We start from the raw sequence: 18,636 nt of genomic DNA, 5'->3' as shown, positions 1-18,636 counted from the left end.
ATGCAGACCATCTACCCTGCCAGCGATTGCAAGATGGTGCAGGTTGCTCGCGTGTCGTGATGGCACGTTTCGATCATGCCCCGCAGCTCGGCGGCCAGCGCCGCCAATTCGCGCTGCTTGGCTTCCACCTGTGCCAGATGCGTTCGTGCCACGCCATCGACCTGCTTGCACGACAGTTCCGTGCGTGAGGCAAGCGTGAGTAGGCTACGGATTTCTTCGAGGCTAAAACCCAGCGCGCGGCTGCGCACAATGAACTGCAAACGCTCGACGTCGCTATCGCGATAGTTGCGGTATCCCGCAGTCGACCGCTCCGGCGGCGGCAGCAACCCGATGCGCTCGTAGTAGCGTACGGTTTCCAGATGACAGCCGGTGGCTTTCGCCAGATCGCTAATGCGCACGGTGGTTGACTCCGTAGTAGCTACGGACTTTAGTCTACGCCGCACACCGCATAAGAGTTCAAGTGATGGCATGTTGCGACTGTGAATCAACCGGTCAAGCGTTGGCTCGCTCTGCGGCCCAGCGTCGCGTGTTATGGACGGTCTTATTCATCAACGTGGCGATCTTCGTGGGCGAATTCGGCGCGGGGCTTTGGGCTGATTCGACCGCGCTGCAGGGAGACTCCCTGGACAGTCTCGGCGATGCGTTGGTGTATGCGCTCAGTCTCTGGGCCGTGGGACAGGCCCTGCGGTGGCGGGCGGGGTCCGCTCTGGTGAAAGGCGGCATCCAGCTGCTGTTCGCGGGGATCGTGATCGCCGAAGTCGGCCGCAAGCTGGTGACGGGTGCCGAGCCCTTGACAGGTGTGATGGCGATCGCCGCCGGTGTCGCGCTCATCGCCAATCTCACCTGCCTCGCGTTGCTGACCCGATTTCGTTCGCACGACATCAACATGCGCTCGGTCTGGCTGTGCTCGCGCAATGACGTCATCGGCAATGCCGGCGTTTTGCTGACCACGGCACTCATGGCCTGGAGCGGCTGGACATGGCTCGATCTGGCTTTTGGCGCCTTGCTGGCGTTGCTTTTCGCGCGAACCGGTGTCGAGGTCCTGAGATCCGCGTGGCCGCAGTTTCGTTTGCACCCCTCGCACGTCCAGTGAACGCCATGCTGCCACCGAATCCCTCTCTGGCTATACTTCAACAATGATAACGACACGCATTCGCAATATCTTGCACCACGTCGCCGTGGCCGCCCTTCTGGTGTGGGGCATAGGCGCGCTGCCGGCACAGGCCGAGGACATCCCTTCCGCCGTCCCGCAGACCTGGCAGATGCTCGACTACCTGGCGACCGATTACGCGGGCGCGGTGAAGGATGGCGCTGTGATCAGCACGTCCGAGTACGCCGAGATGCGGGAGTTCACGGCGACAGCGCGATCGCGTATCGCCGCGTTGCCACCGACCGTCGCCACACCGGCACTATTGCAACAAGCCGATACGTTGGTGGCCTCGGTCGAGGCCAAGGCGACACCCGCGCAGGTGGCGACGCAGGCGCATGCACTGGCCGATGCGTTGCTGCAGGCGTACCCGGTGCCGACCGCACCGGAACGCGCTCCCGATCTGGCGCGCGGGGCAACGCTCTATCAAAACCAGTGCGCCGCTTGTCATGGCGCCACCGGACACGGTGACGGGCCCGCTGGCCTGCTGCTATCGCCCCGACCGGTGAACTTCACCGATCAGACGCGGGCCGATCAACGCAGCGCGCTGTCGTTGTATGAGGTGATCAGCCAGGGCGTGGCAGGCACGCCGATGGCGAGCTACGCGCAGCAACTCTCTTCCGATGACCGCTGGGCGCTGGCGTACTACGTGGGTTCGCTGGCTTACGCCAAGGAAGCGGTCGCCGGTGCCGATACCTGGCAACACGACACTGCCGCGCGAGCGCAGATCGCGGATCTGAAGGAGCTGTCGCGTGCGCGTGTTGCGCAGCTGACACCTACTCTTGGTGCAGAGCGTGCTCGGACGATCGTGGGTTACTTGCGAGCTCACCCTGACGTCATCCAGCAGCAGGCCTTGGCCGGCATCCCCCTGGCACGGGCGCGACTGGCGGCGAGCCTGACGGCTTACCGTGCTGGTGCGAAGACGCAAGCCACCCAGCTGGCGCTATCCGCCTACCTCGATGGCGTGGAACCGGTCGAACCGCAACTCAATGCACGTGACAGCGCGCTGCGCGCCCAGCTCGAAACGTCGATGGGTGCCTATCGCAGCGCATTGTCGGGTAACACTCCCGTGGAGTCGGTGGTGAAACAGGCCGATGCCATTGATGGTCTGTTGGTACGCGCACAGGAAGTCACCGCCGATGCGGCGAGCGATGCGGCCGCCATCTTCTTGGGTGCCTTCACCATCCTGGTTCGCGAGGGTCTGGAAGCCCTGCTGGTCGTGGTCGCACTGCTCGCTTTTCTACGCAAGGCCGCGCGACCCGAAGCGCTGCGCTACGTGCATGCGGGCTGGATCCTTGCGCTCGTGGCCGGTGGCATCACCTGGGCGATCGCCAGCTATGCGATCTCCATCAGCGGTGCCGGTCGTGAATTGACCGAGGGACTGTCGTCGCTGTTTGCGGCGTTCGTGTTGCTCGGGGTCGGTCTGTGGATGCACCAGAAGAGCATCGGTGGTCGCTGGCAGGCGTATCTAAAGGAAAAGATGGCGGCCGCGCTCAACCGACGTTCGGCGTGGTTCCTGTTCGGACTGGCCTTCATCTCGGTGTACCGCGAGGTGTTCGAGAGCATCCTGTTCTACGCTGCGTTGTGGAACGACGGCCAGGAAGTGTGGCTGCTCAGCGGCATCGCCGCCGGTGCCGCGGTGCTGGGGCTAATCGCCTGGGTGCTGCTGCGCACCAGCCGGCGGCTGCCGATCGGCACATTCTTCTCCGCCAGTTCGGCGCTGATCGCCGTGCTCGCCATCGTGCTGACTGGCAAAGGTATCGCCGCCCTGCAGGAGGCCGGCTGGGTCGCGGTGAGCGTGGCGCCAGTGCCGCATATCGAATTGCTGGGCATCTATCCGACCTGGCAATCCTTGTTGGCCCAGTTGGCGATTTTGGTGCTGCTGGCTGTCGGATTCGTGTTCAATATCCGTCGTGGCCGTCAACGACTCCCGTCACCTCCAACGACTCGGGAAGTGCTCCCCGATGCAGACTGAAGGCGACAAGACATGAGCGACTGCGGCTGCCACGTGCAAGCGACCAATGAAGCGGAACGCCGAATTCTGCGCGTCGCCTTGGGGCTCAATGCCACGATGTTCGTGGTCGGCATCGTCGCGGGGCTGATCGCCCAGTCGATGGGATTGATCGCCGACTCGCTGGATATGCTGGCCGATGCGAGTGCCTACGGCATCGCCCTGCTGGCGTGGGCGCGCAGCGCGAGCTTCAAGGCCTCGGCGGCACAACTGAGCGGAACACTGCTTTTGGTGCTGGGGCTAGGCGTCTTGCTCGGTGTCGTGTGGCGCCTTGTGATGGGAAGCCACCCCGAGGGCTTATGGATGACGGGCATCGCCTTGGTGGCTCTCGTCGTCAACACCACGGTGCTGCGCTTGCTGGAACGCTTTCGTCATGGTGAGGTGCATTTGCGAGCGACTTGGCTATTTACCCGGGTCGATGTCCTCGCGAACTTGGCGGTCATCGTCTCCGGTGTGCTGGTGCTTCTATGGCACAGCGCGGTGCCTGATCTGGTGATCGGTACGGCCATCGCCTGCTATGTACTGAAGGAGGCGCTGGGCATTCTGCGCGAAGCGAAGGAAGCGCGGGTTGCCGCCAGCGAATCGATCGTCAAACCATGACCGCTCCGGCATTGGGGCTTGGCCCGGTGGTGTATGCCGTTGACCTTCGACTGTTCCACGCCATCCATCCGTCTACACCGCCGTCGCCCGCGATGCTGCATCTGGCGCGCGGTCTGGCCGATGGGCCGTTGATCCTGACCGCTGCTCTCCTTGGGACGATGCTGATGTTTCCTCGGTGGTCGATGCGCTCGATCGCCCTGAAAGCGGTGGGTGTCGCTGCCGTGGCACTACTCCTGAATCTGGTCATCGGCGCTGTCTGGGATCGAGCGCGCCCCTTCGTGGCCGGTGTCGGCCAAGCATGGGTCTCCCATGCGGCGACCGGCAGCTTTCCCAGCGACCACCTGACCGTGCAGTGGGTCGTCGCCGGCATACTGTTGCTGAATCAACGCAGCCGAGTTTGGGGCATCGGGATCGCACTGCTTGGTCTGCTCATGGCATGGGCACGCATCTACCTGGGCGTGCATTATCCCGGCGATATGCTGGGAGCCCTCGCGATAGGTGGGCTGGCCATGCTGAGTGGCTGGGCTGGGGTTGCGAGCCAGCCCCACGCCGTCCAACGGCGGTGACCACGTAGCCGCGCATACTGTCGGCCTTCCACCGTGGCCAGCGTCGCCAGCGGCGCACGCGATCGCCCAGGTTCATCGGCATCGCACGCACAATGACGTGCGCAGGCTTGAGACAGGACGACGGTTCCCGCCGCAGCCACGCCACGCCGACGGGGAGTCATCGCGTGGAAGCGGCACCGGGCTCGCGGTTTGGCAAAGCGACTGTGTGAGGTCAAACCTTTTGCGGCTCCTCGCACCCCAGCCCGCACGACGTTGTTTCGACCTGCAGCGTCACGTGATGGATGTCAAAGCGCGCCTCCAGCATCTGCGCCAGCCGGAGCCGCAGCGCTTCTGCGTCTGATGCGTCGCCATCCATGATCACATGCGCCGCCATCGCCGAACGCGTGCTGCTGAGCGCCCATACGTGCACATCGTGCAGCGCAGCCACGCCCGGAGTGGCCAGCATTTCGGCGCGGACCCGTTCAGTATCGACGCCACGAGGCGTCCCCTCCATCAGGACATTCCCGGCCTCTCGCAGCAATGTCCATGTCCGCGGCAGCACCCACAGACCAATCAACACGGCGATGATTGGATCGGCAATGTAAAAGCCGGTGAACTTGATGATCAACGCGCCGATGATTACGCCGACCGAACCGATCATGTCGGCCCAAACTTCCAGATAGGCGCCTTTCACGTTGAGGTTTTCACCGCTGCCGGCCTTGAGCAATCGCATCGAGATGAGGTTGATCACCAGCCCGAGCACCGCGATCACCAGCATGCCGGTGGAGGCCACCGACGGCGGTTCGCTGAAACGCCGCACCGCCTCCCACAAGATGTAGCCGGCGACGAGGAACAGCAAGCCACCATTGACGAGTGCGCCGATGGCTTCCATGCGCGCGTAACCATAGGTGCGTTTCGCATCGGGGGGACGTCGTGCCAGGCGCACGGCGGTCAGCGAGATCGTCAGCGCGATCACATCGGTCGCCATGTGTGCCGCGTCCGACAACAAGGCCAAGCTGTTGGTAAGCAGACCGCCGATGATCTCGGCGACAAGAAACATACTGGTCAGGCCGAGTGCCCACCACAGCGGCGTCTCGTGCCTGATCTCCGTACCCACATGATCGTGCCCGGCATTCATCAGTTGTCTCCACTCACGTAGCTTCGCCACGCCATGCGGAACACCCGCCATGCCGAGCGCAGAAACATCAACAACAACGCCGACGCAACCAGCAGATCGGGCCAGCCGGCGCCGAAGAAGCCGACGCCGGCGGCCGCTGCCAGCACGGCGACACCTTCGAACACGTCATTGCGCGAGCATTCCCAGGCCGAGGCCATGTTGACGTCGCCTTTGCGGTAAGGCAGCAGCAGGCGCAGGCATGCGGCATTGGCGACCAGGTTCAGCAAGGCGGCGATACCGATCGCCTCGAAGATCGGCACGCCAGGATGCAGGAGACGCCAGCCAATCTGGATGGCGACTGCAAGCGCCGCACCAAGAATCAGTGCGCCCTTGAACAGCGCCACCCGGGCCTTCGCGCGGTCACTGGCACCAACAACCGCAAGGCTCAAGAGGTAGGTGAGCGCATCCCCAAGATTGTCCAACCCGCCGGACAGCAGCGACGACGAACCGCTGTAGATCGCCGCGGCCAGCATCATCGTGAAAGTAGCGAGGTTGATCGCCAGAACGATCATCAACACCCGACGCTGCCGCGCCTGCAACGCGGCAATATCGATGGTGGTGGCACAACACGTATCAGACATGAGCCGGTAACCCGATGGATTGGATGCATGCTTCAGGTATTGGAATCCCTCATGGCGGCGACCACTCTACGCGGCCGCCGCCGTGTTATGAAATGACACCGATGCAGCGACGTGAGTACTCCCGCTGCCCCGATTAGTCGTTATCCACACGCCCGTCGATCGGCCACGCCCGATCCACCGTGCTCTGGTAGACCCAGCCCGCAACACTCTGGCCGGTGCGTCCGTGCAGGCGAATCAGTTGTACGGCTCGATCCACCTGGTCGTCTTCGCAGAACACCTCCAGCTTGATCTGTCGGGTTACGCGTTCGCCCAGTTCCATCGAATAGACCTGTTCTTGCGCACTGAGCGCCGTCAACAAGCCCTTGACGTCACTGACGGACAGGTAGCCGAACCCAGCGTCCTCCAGGGCGTGAATGACGTCGACGACGCGGCCGCGGTGGATGAATGCCTTTACTTCTTTCATGGGGTGGTCTCCTTGGCCAGGCGCCGCGCGGCGCGTTCTTCGATCCAGTCATAGAGCACCGGCAGCAGTACCAGCGTCAGCAGGGTCGAGGTAATCAGGCCGCCCACTACCACGGTGGCGAGCGGTCGCTGGGTCTCCGCACCCACACCGCTGGAGAGCAGCATCGGAACCAGGCCCAGGATCGCGACGCTGGCGGTCATCATCACCGGTCGCATGCGCAACGCCGTGCCGCGAACCACCGCCTCCCGAACCGAAAGCCCTTTCTCGCGTTGCTCGTTCAGGAAGCTCACCAGCACGATGCCGTTCAACATCGCCACGCCGAACACCGCGATAAAGCCGATCGCCGAGGGCACCGACAGGTATTGCCCGGTGATGGCCAGTCCGACGATGCCGCCGATGGTGGCGAACGGTACGTTGGCCAGGATCAGCGCGGCGTACTTCACCGAGTTGAACGCGGTGTAGAGCAGCACGAAGATGAAGAAGATTGTCGCCGGCACGATTAGCGACAACCGTTTCAAGGCCCGCTGCTGGTTCTCGAATGCGCCACCCCATTCGCTGTAGTAGCCGGTGGGCAGATGCACCTTTTTGAAGATCGCGGCATTCGCCTCCTTGACGAAGCCGTCGATGTCGCGACCACGCACGTCCATCTGGATCACGGCGTAGCGTTGCAACTGCTCACGACGGATGAACGAGTAACCCTCGGCGTCACTGACCTCGGCCACCTGCGACAGCTGTACCAGTGCGCCACTGGCGGTGCGGATCGGGATGCGCTGGATCGCCGGCAAGGATGCCTTGTCGGCATCGTCCAGCCGGACTGTGATGTCGAAGCGTTTCACGCCATCGAGCTGCGTGGTCACGGGCTCGCCGCCGATGCCGTTCTTCACCACGGTCAGCACGTCGTCGGCGTTGAGGCCGTAGCGGGCCAGCGCGTCGCGATCCACCTTGATGCGAATTTGTGGCTTGCCGATGTTTGCCTCCAACGCCAGGTCTGCTACACCAGGCACCCCGGCCAGCGCGTCCTTAATGCGGCTGCTGAGCCGGTCCAGCTCGCCCAGGTCCTCGCCGTAGATCTTCAGGGCCAGGGTGGCACGCACGCCGGAGATCAATTCCTCGATGCGCATCTGGATGGGTTGGGTATAGCTCACCACGGCAGTGGGCAAGGCCGCCGACAATTCCTTCTGCATCGCCTCCTCGATGCTGTCCAGCGTTTCGCCTTTGCGCCATTGATCCTTCGGCTTCAGCGGCGTGTATACCTCCATGTAGTTCACGTCGGCGGTCTCGCCCTTTTCAGCGCGCCCGATCATCGCCAGAGTGGTGTCCACCTCCGGGAATTTCTGCTTGATCAGCGCCGACACCTGTTTGGAGATATTGATCGACTCATCCAGCGACGCCGAGGGAATCGAGGTAATGCGCCACATGATGGCGCCTTCCTTCAGGTTAGGCATGAACTCCTTGCCGAGGAACGGGAACAGCGCGAGGCTGCCGACCAAGGCTCCGGCGGCGATGCCCAGCACTAGCTTGCGGCGCGCCAGCGCCCAGGCGAGCACCGTGGCGTAGTGGCGTTTCAGGAATGCCACCAGCCAGGTGTCCTTCTCTTCCTTCGGCTTCAACACCAGCGCGGCGAGCACCGGTATCAACGTCAAGGCGAGAATCAGCGAGCCGGCCATCGCGAAGCTGATATTGAACGCCATCGGCTTGAACATCTTGCCTTCCAGCCCTTGCAGGCTGAACAGCGGCAGGAACACCACGATGATGATCAGGATCGCGAACGCCATTGGATTGGCCACCTCGCGCGCCGCGGCCAGCACCGCGGACGTGCGATCGACCGGGCCGCCATGCGCCTTGCGCTCGGCCATGATGCGGTAGGCGTTTTCCACCATCACCACGGCGCCATCCACCATCATGCCGATACCGATCGCCAGGCCCGCCAGCGACATCAGATTGGCCGACAGCCCCACCTGATTCATGCAGATGAAGGCAATCAGCATCGCCAACGGCAACGCCACCACCACCACCAGCGCGCTGCGAAACTCGCCCAGGAACAGGAACAGTACCAGTGCCACCAGGATCGAGCCCTCGATCAACGCCCGCACCGCGGTCTCCACGGCGGCGTTGACCAGCTCGGTACGCTCGTACACCGGCTTGACCACGACGCCGGGTGGCAGCGCCTGCTTGACCGTGTCGAGCTTGGCCTTGACCGCATCGACCACGCTCTTGGCGTTCTCGCCAATGCGCGCCAGCGCTTGGCCCATCACCACTTCCTTGCCATCGCGGGTCACGGCACCGGTGCGGGGCGCACCTGCTTCGGTGATCGTGGCGACGTCACGCACGTAGACCGGCGTGCCGTCTTCGGTCTTGAGCACGATGTTGCCCAGATCCTTCGCGTTCTGGATCAGCCCCAGTCCACGCACCAGATACTGTTCGCGCCCGACGTCGACGAAGTTGCCGCCGACCTGCGCGTTGTTCGCCTGCAGCGCCTCGATCACCTGCTTGAACCCGAGCTTGTGCGCGATCAGCTTCATCGGATCGATGCGCACCTGGAACTGCTTCTCCTGCCCACCCCAGGAGGTGACGTCATCGACGCCGGGAGCGGTGCGCAGGATCAGACGGATGGTCCAGTCCTGCAGCGTGCGCAGGTCCATGTCGTTCGGCGCCGTACCGGCGGTGGCACCCTTGAGCTGGTCGTCGGCGCGTTCGACGGTGTACCAGAACACCTGGCCGAGACCGGAGGTGTTCGGTCCCATTTCGGGCTTGCCATAACCCGCCGGCAGGCGATCGCCGACCTGTTGCAACCGTTCATTGACCAGCTGACGGGCGAAGTAGATGTCCATGCTGTCGTCGAAATAGACCGACACATACGACAAACCGAACAGGCTCACCGAGCGAATCTGTTCCACCTTGGGCAAACCGGCGAGTGCCGACTCCACCGGGGTGGTGAGCAGTTGCTCGACATCCTCCGCCGCCAGCCCCGAGGCTTCGGTGTAGACGTTGACCTGCACCGGCGTGACGTCGGGAAACGCGTCGATGGGCAGCTGACGCACCGCCTGGAAGCCGAGAAAGCCGATCACCACGAAAAGGATCAGCACCAGCACCTTGTAACGCAGGGAGAATTCAACCAGACGTTCCAGCATCATTCTTCTCCCAGCTGCGAGCGCAACAAGCGTGCCTTCAGGGCGAAGGCTCCCCTCCGCACATAGGTGTCGCCGGCCTTGAGGCCCAGGGTGACTACGGTCCAGCCATCACGCGTGTCGCCGACCATCACGGGGGCCGGCTCGAACTCGCCCTTGCCCTTGGCGATAAACACGGTCGGCTGGTTCTGCAGCAGCACGATCGCTTCGGCGGGCACCGCCAGCTTTTGCACCACGCTGCCGGCGGCGATGCGCGCCTCGACCAATTCACCCGGATGCAACAGATCCTTGCGATTGTCGACCTCGATGCGCACCGGCACCGTGCGCGTGCGCTCATCGGTCTGATGCGAGCGCTGCACGACCTTGCCGGGGATCGCGGTGTCGTGCACGAGGATGCGGGCCTGGGCATCGGGCTTGACCCGTTCGGCGTCGGCCGGTGTCATTTGCGCCACGACCCAGACCGAATCTTCCTTGACCAAGGTGAACAAGGTGCGGCCGGGCTCCACCCGCTCACCGACCAGAAACTCGTCGGTGGTGACGCGACCGGCGGCCGGCGCGAGCAACTCGAAGCTGCCATCCGCACCGGCCGACCCCTTGCGCAGCAAGCCGCCGATCTGGTCGTCGGACAGCCCGTAGGCGCGCAGCTTAGCGCGCGCCTGATCGCGCTGCACTTTCGCTTCGTTGTAGCGCCGTGCCGAAACCGCCTGTGGCCCGAGCGAGGCGATCCGTTGCCAGTCCTGTTCGGCCACGATCAACGCACCCTGTGTCTCGGCCACCTGCACGCTGGAAAGCACCACCAGCGGCGCGCCGGCATTCACCACGTCGCCAAGCTTGGCCTTGCGAGCCAGCACCTGCGATTCCACGCGCGGCGACACCAGTACGGTGGAATACGCATCGGCTTTCACTTCGCCGGGGGCTTTCAGTTCATCGGTCAAGGCACGCGGGGCGGCCTTGTCGAGGACAATGCCAGCGTCCTTGATCGCCTTGGCATCCAGCGCGAGCGGATTAGCGGGTGCCGGTTCCTGCGCCATGACGGGGCCGGCCAGTGCCGCCAGCAGCACCACGCCCAGCAGGCTGCGTTTCAGAAGAGAGAGATTCATCGGGGGATATCCTGATTAAGGCTGTCCTGAGTAGGGCCGCCCTGAGTGCGGCCATCGAGCCAGTCAGTGAGACGGCCCGCAGCGGTGAGGTAGTCGAACCAGGTCTGCCAGGTCTGGCTTTCCAGTTCCTGGCCGGACAACGCAGTGTCCAGGCTCTGCTTGAGCTGTACGAGGTAATCGGAGGTGCTGATTTCGCCAGCGCGCCAGAGCTTCTCCAGCAATGCCGTGCGATCCTCGAACGCGGCGGCGCGACCGCCGCGGAACGCCTCGGCGGCGTTGCGCAAGGCGGCATAGCGCGCTTGCACTTCCTGCAACCCCGCACGCAGGACAAACTGGCGCGAGCGCACGCCGGCGGCGGCCGCATCGGCTTCCGCACGGGCGGCCTCCACTTCCGCACGACCGGTGTTGAGCACCGGCAAGGGAATGGATACGCTCAGGCCAATCACCTGATCGGTGCGCGGTCCGCTGCGCACCTGTCCACCGGTCAGGCTCAGCGTGGGATCGGGGATGCGGGCGCGACGGGCGACTTGCACGCCTGCCTCGGCGCTGGCTTGCTGGGCACGGGACTGTCGCAGTTCGGGCAGCTCATCGACAGGCAACGGCGTGACGCTGCCCACCACTGGTGGCATGCCGGCTGGCAACGGTGGCAGCGCGGTCAGCTGATCGCCACTGATGGCCAGCAACTCGGCACGGGCCGCCGCTTCGTTGCTCGCGAGCGTGGCTTGTTGCACCTGCGACTCGCCCAAGGCCAGGCCGGCCAAATCGCGCTCGGGGCTGCTGATGTCGCCCACCTTCAACCGCTGTGCGGCCAAGTCATCGAAGCGCTTCATCAGCGCCAGGCGGCGTTGCCCCAGTTCGCTCTGTCGGGCTGCGAGTGCGGCCGTCGACCAGGCTTTCAGCCAGCGGGTGGCCACATCGCGACGCAGCAGGTTGTAGCCAGCTTCGGCCGCCAGCAGGTCGGCCTCGCCCTGGCTGGCGCGAGCGCGGCGTTTGCCGGACAGATCCAGCGGCAGGCTGATGCCGGCCGTGCGCCGATTGGCGTCGGCATTCTCCGCATCAAGCGACAGCGAGGGGTTGTACAGCGGCTGCGCAGCGGCACGCGCACGGGCCTGGGCAGCATCCAGATCCGCGCGCGCGGCCTGCACCTCGGGACTGGCTTGCCAGATACGGCGCACCGCATCCTGCAAGGGCGACGTCGACAACGATGTCGGCAGGGGAGCTACCGGTGGGGAGAAAGGGGATACGGGCGCGGCACTGAGCATCGCCGCGTACAACAGACACACGGCGCCGATGGGCACCGAACGAAAAACAGACATGAAGCGATCTCCTGAAAACGGTCACGAAGCGACGAACTGCACCGGCGGTGGCGTCGCGTAACGGAGCGGTTTCAGGCGATCGGAGGGCGCAGCAGCGGGCCGGTCGTGGCCGGCGTGAATCCCGAATGGAGGGTGAGCGGTGCGAAGCGTGCTTCCATCATGGCGATGGGAAGCGATGCGCTGACGGGGAACGTCACCGAATGGGCACAGGCACAGTGGCAACTGCGCCCTTCACCCAGAAGACAGGAGTTCGCATCGTCAGCCGATACCGAACTGACGGCGGTGTCCGCCAACAGGGTGGTCGGGGCAGCAGCGGTCGCCGACGCGAATCGCGCTCCCGGTCCATCGGCCACGCAGATCGATCCGCTGACCAGTTTGATCAGCAACACGGCCACGGCCAACACCCACAATCCGCGGTGGCGGCGCAGGCGAGTCAGCAGTGATGGCGCAGACCGATACATCCCATGATTCTATACGACAGCCACGCTGTTAGACAATTTCACTTGGGCGCCGGTCGTGATGAATTCAGACAACCCCCTACCGGCACCGTTTGACCCCTATGAAGGATGGTCTACCCGCAGCACGACTTCTGTTGCTGGATCGGCGGACACGGCACGCTGCCGTACGAGCAGAACACGCAGCAGTCGCCCGCCTTGGGCCGGAGCAATTCGCCGCAGCCCTCACAGTCGTAGAAGAACTGGCAGGCGTCGGTCGGCATGGTCTCGGTGGCCTGATGGTCGCAATGCGGGCACGTCAGCGTGCTCTGCAGGATGGGCTCAACCGCCATGGTTTTGCGCCGTAGCCGGAAAACCCGCCTCGGTAACCGTGCGCGCCAGTGTCGACTCCGTCGTGCGATCGGCATCGAACGTCACAGTGACAGTCTCGGCCTTGAGATCGACCTTCGAGCTCGTGACACCCGCTATGCGGCTCAAGGCTTTCTTGATCGTCACACTGCAGCTCGGGCACGTCATGTTCGCCGCATGCAGCACGGCCGTGGTGGGTGTTGCCGCATGAGCCATGCCCAGCCCCAAGATGGCGACCATTACGAATAGCCACTGACGCATCGTTCGTCTCCTACAAAAACCAGCCAATGAAATAGGGAAACAGCAACAACGGCACGGTCAGCACGGTGGCTGTCCACAGCCAAAACCGCCGCCGCCGCAAGACCGTCGGCTCGACGCAGGTGCCCTCGGTGCGGCAACGCGACCATGGCCCATACAGCGTCCAGAACGCGAGACCAAGGCTAAGCAAAGTGGCCGCGATGAACCATGGACGCCAGGGATCGAGCGCCGTGAGATAGGCGATCCACGCCCCGCTGATGCCCAGCAACACCAGCACCAGCGGTACCACGCAACACACGGATGCCCCGATCGCCGCGAGCAGCGCGACGATCACGGCGGGTAGCGACGATTTGGCTGGTAACGTATTCATGAGCGCATACTAACTTCCGTACCCAACTACGGAGTCAAGCATGACTTCCGCCCTCACCATCGGCCGGCTGGCCCTGGCCGCCGACGTCCACATCGAGACCGTGCGCTACTACCAGCGGGTGGGCCTGCTGCGTGAGCCCGAGCGCCCGTTGGGCGGTGTGCGTCGCTATGAACACCAGGATCTGGCGCGTCTTCAGTTCATTCGACGCGCCAAGACCATGGGTTTCACGCTGGACGAGATTGCCGGACTTCTCCACCTCAAGGGCAAACGAGCCTGCGAGCAGACGCGTCGAATGACCGAACACAAACTCCTCGATGTGCGCCGCAAGCTGGAGGATCTGAAGCGGCTGGAAACGGAACTTATGCAGCTCGCCGACGACTGCGCGCATGCGCCGCGTGGGGAGCATTGCCCGACCTTGAATTTTTTGCATCAGACGTAGCGCTTATCGGCCTGTGACGTCTGCGTACGGCGTGGTGCGAACCTCTGAAATGAAACTTCGGACACGTGCCAGTGGGCCGATGAGGAATAGAAAAGCGAAGAAGAAAGTATCTTGGCACTCTGTTACGAGCCAGATGGCACCGAACCGTGGCTTCCCAATCTCTACTCCCCCGCTGGAGCAGCCGTTTAAGCGACGCGGCCCCGCCAACAGACCAGTGATCAAGGATATGTATTCGATCCATATCCGTGGGTTTTGCGCTGGCGGGCTAGCTGTTGACTCTGTTGACTGGAACCTCCGCGCTGAACCATCCGATGGACAGCGCGGTCGCCAGCGCTTGAACCATGACGAAGATGCCAAGCGCCATCCCGAACCCAAGCCGAAGCGCCTCGCCGAACAGGAGGCTACCCACGCCGAATCCAGCGAATAGTGCGAAGACGTTCAAGCCCATCGCCTGTCCCGGGCGCTTTCCTCCAAGCGCGGTGACGATGCCCCCGAAGAGGGGCTGCGTCATGTCGTAGCCGAGAGAAAGGACGGTCACGGCCACAATCGCGAGTATCAGGGGACCGTTGAAAATCAGGGTAGCTGCACCTAGGGCACCCAACCCAAGCCCGATGGGCAACAACCTGGCGCGCCCCCAGCGGTCGGCGGCCCGGCCGATCAGCGGGCCGAACAAGAAACCAGGAATCCCGTAGCCGAGCAGGGCTACACCAATCCCTACCGGGCCAAGACCGTAACGCTGCTCGAAATAGACACCGAGCCACGTGAAGACGCCAGAGTGAAAAATCGAATTGACGAAAACATAGCCATAAGTGCGCTGCCCCCGCGGAGTGCCGATGAGATCGCGATATCCGAGGAATAGCTCTCCCATCGTCTCGGGAACAGCCTTCCTCCTCGACGAAATAAGTGAACGGCGGAGCAGCAGCACCACGAACACACCCACGGCGGCCAAGGCGACCAAAACAAAGAGGCCGCGCCAACCAAGCAGAGGCTCCAGCACGGCACCGAAAGTCGAGCCGAAAGCCATGCCACCGGCCATTGCTCCGAACAGCCAGCCGAGGGGCCGTCCACGTTGTTCGTACGGATACAGGCTGCCGATGAGCACCACGGCGAGCGGCACGACGCCACTGGCACCCAGGCCGGTCAGGGTACGCCACAGGGTCAGCTGCGCGATCGATTGCGCGCCTGCGGTGAGTGCCGTAAGCACCGCGAACATAGCCAGCGACGCAAAGATGAGACGCTGAATGCCGATTCGATCCGCAAGGAGACCAAAGACCAGCGTCGCCACGCCGTAAGGGATGAGGTAAGCGGGAACAATCACGCCAATCGCTTGGATGGACGTTCCAAAGCTCGTCGACAGCACCGGAATGATCGGCGCCACCATGTAAGCCTGAAAAAAGATGATAAAGGTTGCCAGCGCAAGCGCCCTGAGCAGGCGTTCGCGTTCGTCGCTTGTGGTCAGCATCAGGTTTCGCCTATGTGCGCAATCAAATCATTCGAGATGGGCTGTCTGGTTCGCTCTACGGGAAGCTCGTGTCCTTGACGTCAATTCAGCTCGCCAAAGCCGGTAACCAGAAGAAGTACGCATTGAGCATGTACAGCCCCGTAGCGATGAGGGTCGCCGCACCGGCAATTTCGAAGACACGACGGTAGGCCGAGACGAACCGGAGGTTCTCCAGCCAGCCCAGCGACCACGCACCCACGGCCAGCGGTACGGCACGCCCCAATGCAAAGGCCAGCAACAGCAGTGCGCCAAACCAGGGCGATCCGAGACTTGCTACCACCCCCAACAGCACGGCCAACGCCGGCGTGCATATCGGGCAGATCGCGATTGAAAAAGGGATGCCCAGAAGGAACGCGCCGAAGGAACTGTTCGGGCGCTTCACTTTGAAGGTGAATGCAGGCAGCGGAATGCGTAGCCATCCCGGCCACATCAGTCCGAGTACGATCAGCACCGGACCGATCAGCACGCCCCACTTGCGATCCAGCAGCTTCTGCACGCCCAAGCCGCCGAACCCGGCGACGAGGCCGAGCACGACATGGATCACGATCATCCCGAGAATGAACATGGCGGCGAAGACGAACGCCTGCCGGCTCGTGCGGGCTTTGGTCACATAGGCCAGCGAGACCGGGATGGCAGCCATCGCCACCGGGTTGAAACTGAAAACTAGGCCCGCAAGAAAACTGGTCACGACGGCAGCTATACCCGCATGTTCAAGAGCGAGGCGAAGCGAGTCGACGTCCACGTCAATTCACTTCCTTGCAGCGTTCGGAAAGCGCTGCACAGAGCTGCCGTCGGGTGGGCAACGATGTGAAGACAAGCTCGCCGTCGATGGCGACCGCCGGCAGCGTCAGAACGCCCAATTCCACAGCGTAGTCCAGCTCATCGAGCACATTGAGTTCCCGCCAGTCCAAGTCCGCGACGATCTCAAATGCAGCGACCTTGAGGCCAGCGCGCGCCTCGGCACAGCGGGCGCAGCCAGGCGAGTAGAAAAGTTCGAGCTTCATGCAGTCATCGGCCGGCCGTCGTTGCAATGTTGGCTTTTTCCAGCCCAGCGAGGATCGGGCACTCGACGACGGGATGACTTTCCTCGCTGCAATCGTTGATCAGTTTGTCGAGTGCTTTCGACATTGATTTCATGAGCCGTATCTTGCCTTCGATCTGCAACTTTTTTTCGACGGCAAGTCGGCGCACGTCCCCGCAGCATGCGGCCTGCTCAGATCGCAATGCCAGCAGCTCGCGAATTTCGGCCAGCGTGAAACCACATTGCTGCGCCTGACGAATGAAGCCGACGCGTTGCAAGGACTCCGGGCGGTAGAGCCGGTAGCCGGCGTCGCTCTTCGCATCCGGCACGATCAACCCTTCCTGCTCGTAGTAGCGCAAGGCCTCGGTGCTGATGGTGGCGAGGCCGGCCAGTTTGCCGATCGTGAACATGATGATCTCGATAGTGATGGGCAATTCAAAGAAATAAGGGGTGACCGGCCGAGGAGCCTTTCGGCGACGCTCCGGCTGGTCACCCACCGGTTATAAGGACCGACCCAGACCCGCAACGCGCAGGATCGCTTCGTCGATCCCGCGTCCTTCACAGCAGGCCGCGAGCTTGCCATCGATGACCACGGCTGGCACCGATCGAATGCCAAGGGTCTTTGCCCGTTTGGCGGCGTTGATGTCCTTCATGTCGTGCACGGTGACCTCGCAGGACGAACAGGCCACACGCTCGACCAGCGCAACTGCCTCATCGCAGACTGCGCAGCCGGCACTGAATACTTCCACTTTGCGCTTCGTGTTCATGGTTTGCTCCTTGAATGGCTATCGCCCTCGACTCTCTCGGCGCGGCAGCGGGGCGAACCGCTGTCGGGCCATATCGCGATAGTCACAGGCTAAACCTTCAAGTTAACCCCAGAGTCAAGAGGTTTTATTGGATGCTCCTGCCGTAGGTACCATCACTTCTCTGGACCCACTACAACGCGCCCACAGACACACCTAAACGTTCTTCTGAGTGATAGGCGGGCTCCACGCATCGATGGCGGAAGGCACTCTCCGAACGATGCGCGATAGGGCCTACGGCTCCTGGCGAAATTCCACCAACTCGCCCATCGAAGCTAAACTGTCTTCAAGCGTGGCCCGTGCCTTATGCGCGGAGAGAATTTCATCGATCCGAACGGATCCGCTTCTCCTTTCGCTGTAATAGGGTTTTCCCTTAGTGAGCGTGTCCTGCCCGTTGATCGCCTCGTTGCATGCCTGCTGAAATGGCGGCAGGCAGGACGGACAGGCATGACGCGCCGGTGAAGCGCATCGGCTGGATGTTGTATCCACGCCCTGGCCGCTCCGCTTTGGGCCGTCGCGGAGCATGCCTTGGCGGCCTTGTCGTCGCGTCCGCTCAGTCCGCGCGCCGCGCGTGATCGGTCCGCTTCGCCGTGCCCTGGGTCAGCTCGGCACGTACGCAATGCGCGTCGATGATCGACGTTACCGTGGCATACCCCGCCACCGCGAACTGTTGGCGGGGCTGCCCTTTGTTTGGAACCACGAAGGATGTCCGCAGGACCTCCAGTCGCGCACCAACCGCTGGCAGTGGCGTGACTCGATAACAGACATCCAAACGCGGGCCATCCACATGGCCAACCCAGCCATCAGTGTAGGAATCGGTCGCGTACGCGATGCGGCCAATGGTAAGGCCCGCGAGCAGCAGCGGGAGGCTGAGACAAGCAGTAAACGATTTCATGGTCGTTCTCCAAAAATGACAACCACAACAAACACCGCCAGGCGCACGCATAACGTGCGTGGCGGTACTGCTTTCACGACCGCCGGCTGACCCTCGACAGTTGGGGCCAGCCGGCGACGTGGTCTGTCAACGTGCCGGACGGATCGCCGTCACCGTGCTACCCGTGCTGGCCTGATGGAAAGTGAATTGCACCTTATCGCCCACCTTCACGTGCGTCAGCAGCTCCGGCGAAGCCACCTTGAACGGCATCGTCATGGCCGGCCAGCCGATGGCGGCAATCGCCTCATGCTGCAGCGTGAGGGTGCCCTTGGTGGTGTCGACCGCCTTGACCACGCCCACGCCCTGCACATCGGCGGGTGTGGCTTCATGCATCCCAGCCATGCCCGGCATGTTGGGATCCATCTGCTGAGGGTTGGCAAACACCGGAGCCGTGAACAGCGCAGCGGTGATCGCGAGGGTAATGCATGGCTTTTTCATG

24 protein-coding genes are annotated in these 18,636 nt (G+C 63.1%); 5 read left to right on the top strand and 19 right to left on the bottom strand.

Annotated elements, in window-relative coordinates:
• Positions 1-11 precede the first annotated feature (11 nt).
• The gene (locus RM530_RS12540; protein WP_027485211.1) at positions 12-398 is read right to left on the bottom strand and encodes a MerR family transcriptional regulator; all 387 of its coding nucleotides are present in this window, start codon (positions 396-398) and stop codon (positions 12-14) included.
• Between the two features lie 65 nt (positions 399-463).
• On the opposite strand from RM530_RS12540, the gene RM530_RS12535 reads away from it, so the two are divergent.
• The 4 genes from RM530_RS12535 to RM530_RS12520 are packed head-to-tail and all read left to right on the top strand — an operon-like array spanning position 464 to position 4,324.
• Positions 464-1,093 (top strand): cation efflux transmembrane domain-containing protein, encoded by a 630-nt coding sequence (locus tag RM530_RS12535; RefSeq protein WP_027485210.1) that lies wholly within the window; start codon positions 464-466, stop codon positions 1,091-1,093.
• A 43-nt stretch (positions 1,094-1,136) separates the two neighbouring features.
• Positions 1,137-3,122 carry a cytochrome c/FTR1 family iron permease gene (locus tag RM530_RS12530; RefSeq protein ID WP_051357955.1) on the top strand — a complete coding sequence of 662 codons (1,986 nt, stop codon included), beginning with the start codon at positions 1,137-1,139 and terminating at the stop codon, positions 3,120-3,122.
• 12 nt (positions 3,123-3,134) lie between these two features.
• Positions 3,135-3,758, top strand: a complete 624-nt coding sequence (locus RM530_RS12525; protein ID WP_027485208.1) for a cation efflux transmembrane domain-containing protein — start codon at positions 3,135-3,137, stop codon at positions 3,756-3,758.
• Positions 3,755-4,324: a phosphatase PAP2 family protein gene (locus RM530_RS12520; RefSeq protein WP_027485207.1), complete on the top strand. Its 570-nt coding sequence runs from the start codon at positions 3,755-3,757 to the stop codon at positions 4,322-4,324. The genes RM530_RS12525 and RM530_RS12520 overlap by 4 nt, the downstream gene beginning before the upstream one ends.
• A 211-nt stretch (positions 4,325-4,535) precedes the next feature.
• On the opposite strand, the gene RM530_RS12515 is transcribed toward RM530_RS12520, so the two are convergent.
• The 10 genes from RM530_RS12515 to RM530_RS12470 all read right to left on the bottom strand — a co-directional run bounded on the left by RM530_RS12515 (position 4,536) and on the right by RM530_RS12470 (position 13,499).
• Positions 4,536-5,441, bottom strand: coding sequence for a cation diffusion facilitator family transporter (locus RM530_RS12515; protein ID WP_043795557.1), 906 nt, complete (start codon positions 5,439-5,441; stop codon positions 4,536-4,538).
• Complete coding sequence (locus RM530_RS12510) at positions 5,441-6,061, bottom strand: cation efflux transmembrane domain-containing protein (protein WP_027485206.1); 621 nt, start codon at positions 6,059-6,061, stop codon at positions 5,441-5,443. Before RM530_RS12510 ends, RM530_RS12515 begins: the two co-directional genes overlap by 1 nt.
• A 133-nt stretch (positions 6,062-6,194) precedes the next feature.
• Complete coding sequence (locus RM530_RS12505) at positions 6,195-6,524, bottom strand: P-II family nitrogen regulator (protein WP_168149651.1); 330 nt, start codon at positions 6,522-6,524, stop codon at positions 6,195-6,197.
• Positions 6,521-9,655: an efflux RND transporter permease subunit gene (locus tag RM530_RS12500; RefSeq protein ID WP_168149652.1), complete on the bottom strand. Its 3,135-nt coding sequence runs from the start codon at positions 9,653-9,655 to the stop codon at positions 6,521-6,523. Before RM530_RS12500 ends, RM530_RS12505 begins: the two co-directional genes overlap by 4 nt.
• Positions 9,655-10,752 (bottom strand): efflux RND transporter periplasmic adaptor subunit, encoded by a 1,098-nt coding sequence (locus RM530_RS12495; protein ID WP_168149653.1) that lies wholly within the window; start codon positions 10,750-10,752, stop codon positions 9,655-9,657. Before RM530_RS12495 ends, RM530_RS12500 begins: the two co-directional genes overlap by 1 nt.
• Entirely contained in the window at positions 10,749-11,939 is a 1,191-nt protein-coding gene (locus RM530_RS12490) for a TolC family protein (RefSeq protein ID WP_432276098.1), read from the bottom strand. The genes RM530_RS12495 and RM530_RS12490 overlap by 4 nt, the downstream gene beginning before the upstream one ends.
• Positions 11,940-12,139: 200 nt before the next feature.
• The gene (locus tag RM530_RS12485) at positions 12,140-12,472 is read right to left on the bottom strand and encodes a hypothetical protein (RefSeq protein ID WP_349256235.1); all 333 of its coding nucleotides are present in this window, start codon (positions 12,470-12,472) and stop codon (positions 12,140-12,142) included.
• Between the two features lie 167 nt (positions 12,473-12,639).
• On the bottom strand, positions 12,640-12,855 hold the full coding sequence (locus RM530_RS12480; RefSeq protein ID WP_027485201.1) for a GDCCVxC domain-containing (seleno)protein: 216 nt from the start codon (positions 12,853-12,855) through the stop codon (positions 12,640-12,642).
• The gene (locus RM530_RS12475; protein ID WP_027485200.1) at positions 12,845-13,132 is read right to left on the bottom strand and encodes a heavy-metal-associated domain-containing protein; all 288 of its coding nucleotides are present in this window, start codon (positions 13,130-13,132) and stop codon (positions 12,845-12,847) included. Before RM530_RS12475 ends, RM530_RS12480 begins: the two co-directional genes overlap by 11 nt.
• 10 nt (positions 13,133-13,142) lie before the next feature.
• A complete protein-coding gene (locus tag RM530_RS12470) occupies positions 13,143-13,499 on the bottom strand; it encodes a mercuric transporter MerT family protein (RefSeq protein ID WP_027485199.1) in 357 nt (118 codons plus the stop codon).
• Positions 13,500-13,539: 40 nt separating this feature from the next.
• On the opposite strand from RM530_RS12470, the gene RM530_RS12465 reads away from it, so the two are divergent.
• The gene (locus tag RM530_RS12465) at positions 13,540-13,938 is read left to right on the top strand and encodes a MerR family DNA-binding protein (protein ID WP_027485198.1); all 399 of its coding nucleotides are present in this window, start codon (positions 13,540-13,542) and stop codon (positions 13,936-13,938) included.
• A gap of 265 nt (positions 13,939-14,203) precedes the next feature.
• Here RM530_RS12465 and RM530_RS12460 read toward each other — a convergent pair whose 3' ends face one another.
• From RM530_RS12460 to RM530_RS12425, 8 genes are all read right to left on the bottom strand, one after another.
• The gene (locus RM530_RS12460; RefSeq protein WP_168149662.1) at positions 14,204-15,400 is read right to left on the bottom strand and encodes an MFS transporter; all 1,197 of its coding nucleotides are present in this window, start codon (positions 15,398-15,400) and stop codon (positions 14,204-14,206) included.
• A gap of 85 nt (positions 15,401-15,485) precedes the next feature.
• On the bottom strand, positions 15,486-16,181 hold the full coding sequence (locus tag RM530_RS12455; RefSeq protein ID WP_168149663.1) for a cytochrome c biogenesis CcdA family protein: 696 nt from the start codon (positions 16,179-16,181) through the stop codon (positions 15,486-15,488).
• Between the two features lies 1 nt (position 16,182).
• Positions 16,183-16,443, bottom strand: a complete 261-nt coding sequence (locus RM530_RS12450; protein ID WP_168149664.1) for a thioredoxin family protein — start codon at positions 16,441-16,443, stop codon at positions 16,183-16,185.
• 4 nt (positions 16,444-16,447) lie between these two features.
• On the bottom strand, positions 16,448-16,870 hold the full coding sequence (locus RM530_RS12445) for a heavy metal-responsive transcriptional regulator (protein WP_311365550.1): 423 nt from the start codon (positions 16,868-16,870) through the stop codon (positions 16,448-16,450).
• 90 nt (positions 16,871-16,960) lie between these two features.
• A complete protein-coding gene (locus RM530_RS12440) occupies positions 16,961-17,227 on the bottom strand; it encodes a thioredoxin family protein (protein WP_168149674.1) in 267 nt (88 codons plus the stop codon).
• Positions 17,228-17,497: 270 nt separating this feature from the next.
• Positions 17,498-17,788 carry a hypothetical protein gene (locus RM530_RS12435; RefSeq protein WP_311365549.1) on the bottom strand — a complete coding sequence of 97 codons (291 nt, stop codon included), beginning with the start codon at positions 17,786-17,788 and terminating at the stop codon, positions 17,498-17,500.
• Between the two features lie 28 nt (positions 17,789-17,816).
• Positions 17,817-18,158 (bottom strand): hypothetical protein, encoded by a 342-nt coding sequence (locus tag RM530_RS12430; RefSeq protein ID WP_168149676.1) that lies wholly within the window; start codon positions 18,156-18,158, stop codon positions 17,817-17,819.
• A 126-nt stretch (positions 18,159-18,284) separates the two neighbouring features.
• Positions 18,285-18,635, bottom strand: a complete 351-nt coding sequence (locus tag RM530_RS12425) for a copper-binding protein (RefSeq protein ID WP_027485197.1) — start codon at positions 18,633-18,635, stop codon at positions 18,285-18,287.
• Position 18,636 lies beyond the last annotated feature (1 nt).

Origin of the sequence: Banduia mediterranea (assembly GCF_031846245.1) — a bacterium.
Taxonomy (GTDB): domain Bacteria; phylum Pseudomonadota; class Gammaproteobacteria; order Nevskiales; family Nevskiaceae; genus Banduia; species Banduia mediterranea.
Note: the sequence above shows the minus strand (reverse complement) of the source record. Positions and strands in the feature narration are given on the sequence as shown.

Excerpts from the sequence above, each read along its gene's own strand:
- RM530_RS12425 (WP_027485197.1), bottom strand. The coding sequence starts at position 18,635 with ATGAAAAAGCCATGCATTACCCTCGCGATCACCGCTGCGCTGTTCACG.
- RM530_RS12470 (WP_027485199.1), bottom strand. The coding sequence starts at position 13,499 with ATGAATACGTTACCAGCCAAATCGTCGCTACCCGCCGTGATCGTCGCG.
- RM530_RS12535 (WP_027485210.1), top strand. The coding sequence starts at position 464 with ATGGCATGTTGCGACTGTGAATCAACCGGTCAAGCGTTGGCTCGCTCT.
- RM530_RS12505 (WP_168149651.1), bottom strand. The coding sequence starts at position 6,524 with ATGAAAGAAGTAAAGGCATTCATCCACCGCGGCCGCGTCGTCGACGTC.
- RM530_RS12430 (WP_168149676.1), bottom strand. The coding sequence starts at position 18,158 with ATGAAATCGTTTACTGCTTGTCTCAGCCTCCCGCTGCTGCTCGCGGGC.
- RM530_RS12495 (WP_168149653.1), bottom strand. The coding sequence starts at position 10,752 with ATGAATCTCTCTCTTCTGAAACGCAGCCTGCTGGGCGTGGTGCTGCTG.
- RM530_RS12465 (WP_027485198.1), top strand. The coding sequence starts at position 13,540 with ATGACTTCCGCCCTCACCATCGGCCGGCTGGCCCTGGCCGCCGACGTC.
- RM530_RS12445 (WP_311365550.1), bottom strand. The coding sequence starts at position 16,870 with ATGTTCACGATCGGCAAACTGGCCGGCCTCGCCACCATCAGCACCGAG.
- RM530_RS12475 (WP_027485200.1), bottom strand. The coding sequence starts at position 13,132 with ATGCGTCAGTGGCTATTCGTAATGGTCGCCATCTTGGGGCTGGGCATG.
- RM530_RS12515 (WP_043795557.1), bottom strand. The coding sequence starts at position 5,441 with ATGAATGCCGGGCACGATCATGTGGGTACGGAGATCAGGCACGAGACG.
- RM530_RS12440 (WP_168149674.1), bottom strand. The coding sequence starts at position 17,227 with ATGAACACGAAGCGCAAAGTGGAAGTATTCAGTGCCGGCTGCGCAGTC.
- RM530_RS12530 (WP_051357955.1), top strand. The coding sequence starts at position 1,137 with ATGATAACGACACGCATTCGCAATATCTTGCACCACGTCGCCGTGGCC.
- RM530_RS12525 (WP_027485208.1), top strand. The coding sequence starts at position 3,135 with ATGAGCGACTGCGGCTGCCACGTGCAAGCGACCAATGAAGCGGAACGC.
- RM530_RS12460 (WP_168149662.1), bottom strand. The coding sequence starts at position 15,400 with ATGCTGACCACAAGCGACGAACGCGAACGCCTGCTCAGGGCGCTTGCG.
- RM530_RS12450 (WP_168149664.1), bottom strand. The coding sequence starts at position 16,443 with ATGAAGCTCGAACTTTTCTACTCGCCTGGCTGCGCCCGCTGTGCCGAG.
- RM530_RS12510 (WP_027485206.1), bottom strand. The coding sequence starts at position 6,061 with ATGTCTGATACGTGTTGTGCCACCACCATCGATATTGCCGCGTTGCAG.
- RM530_RS12435 (WP_311365549.1), bottom strand. The coding sequence starts at position 17,788 with ATGCTCCGCGACGGCCCAAAGCGGAGCGGCCAGGGCGTGGATACAACA.
- RM530_RS12500 (WP_168149652.1), bottom strand. The coding sequence starts at position 9,655 with ATGCTGGAACGTCTGGTTGAATTCTCCCTGCGTTACAAGGTGCTGGTG.
- RM530_RS12480 (WP_027485201.1), bottom strand. The coding sequence starts at position 12,855 with ATGGCGGTTGAGCCCATCCTGCAGAGCACGCTGACGTGCCCGCATTGC.
- RM530_RS12520 (WP_027485207.1), top strand. The coding sequence starts at position 3,755 with ATGACCGCTCCGGCATTGGGGCTTGGCCCGGTGGTGTATGCCGTTGAC.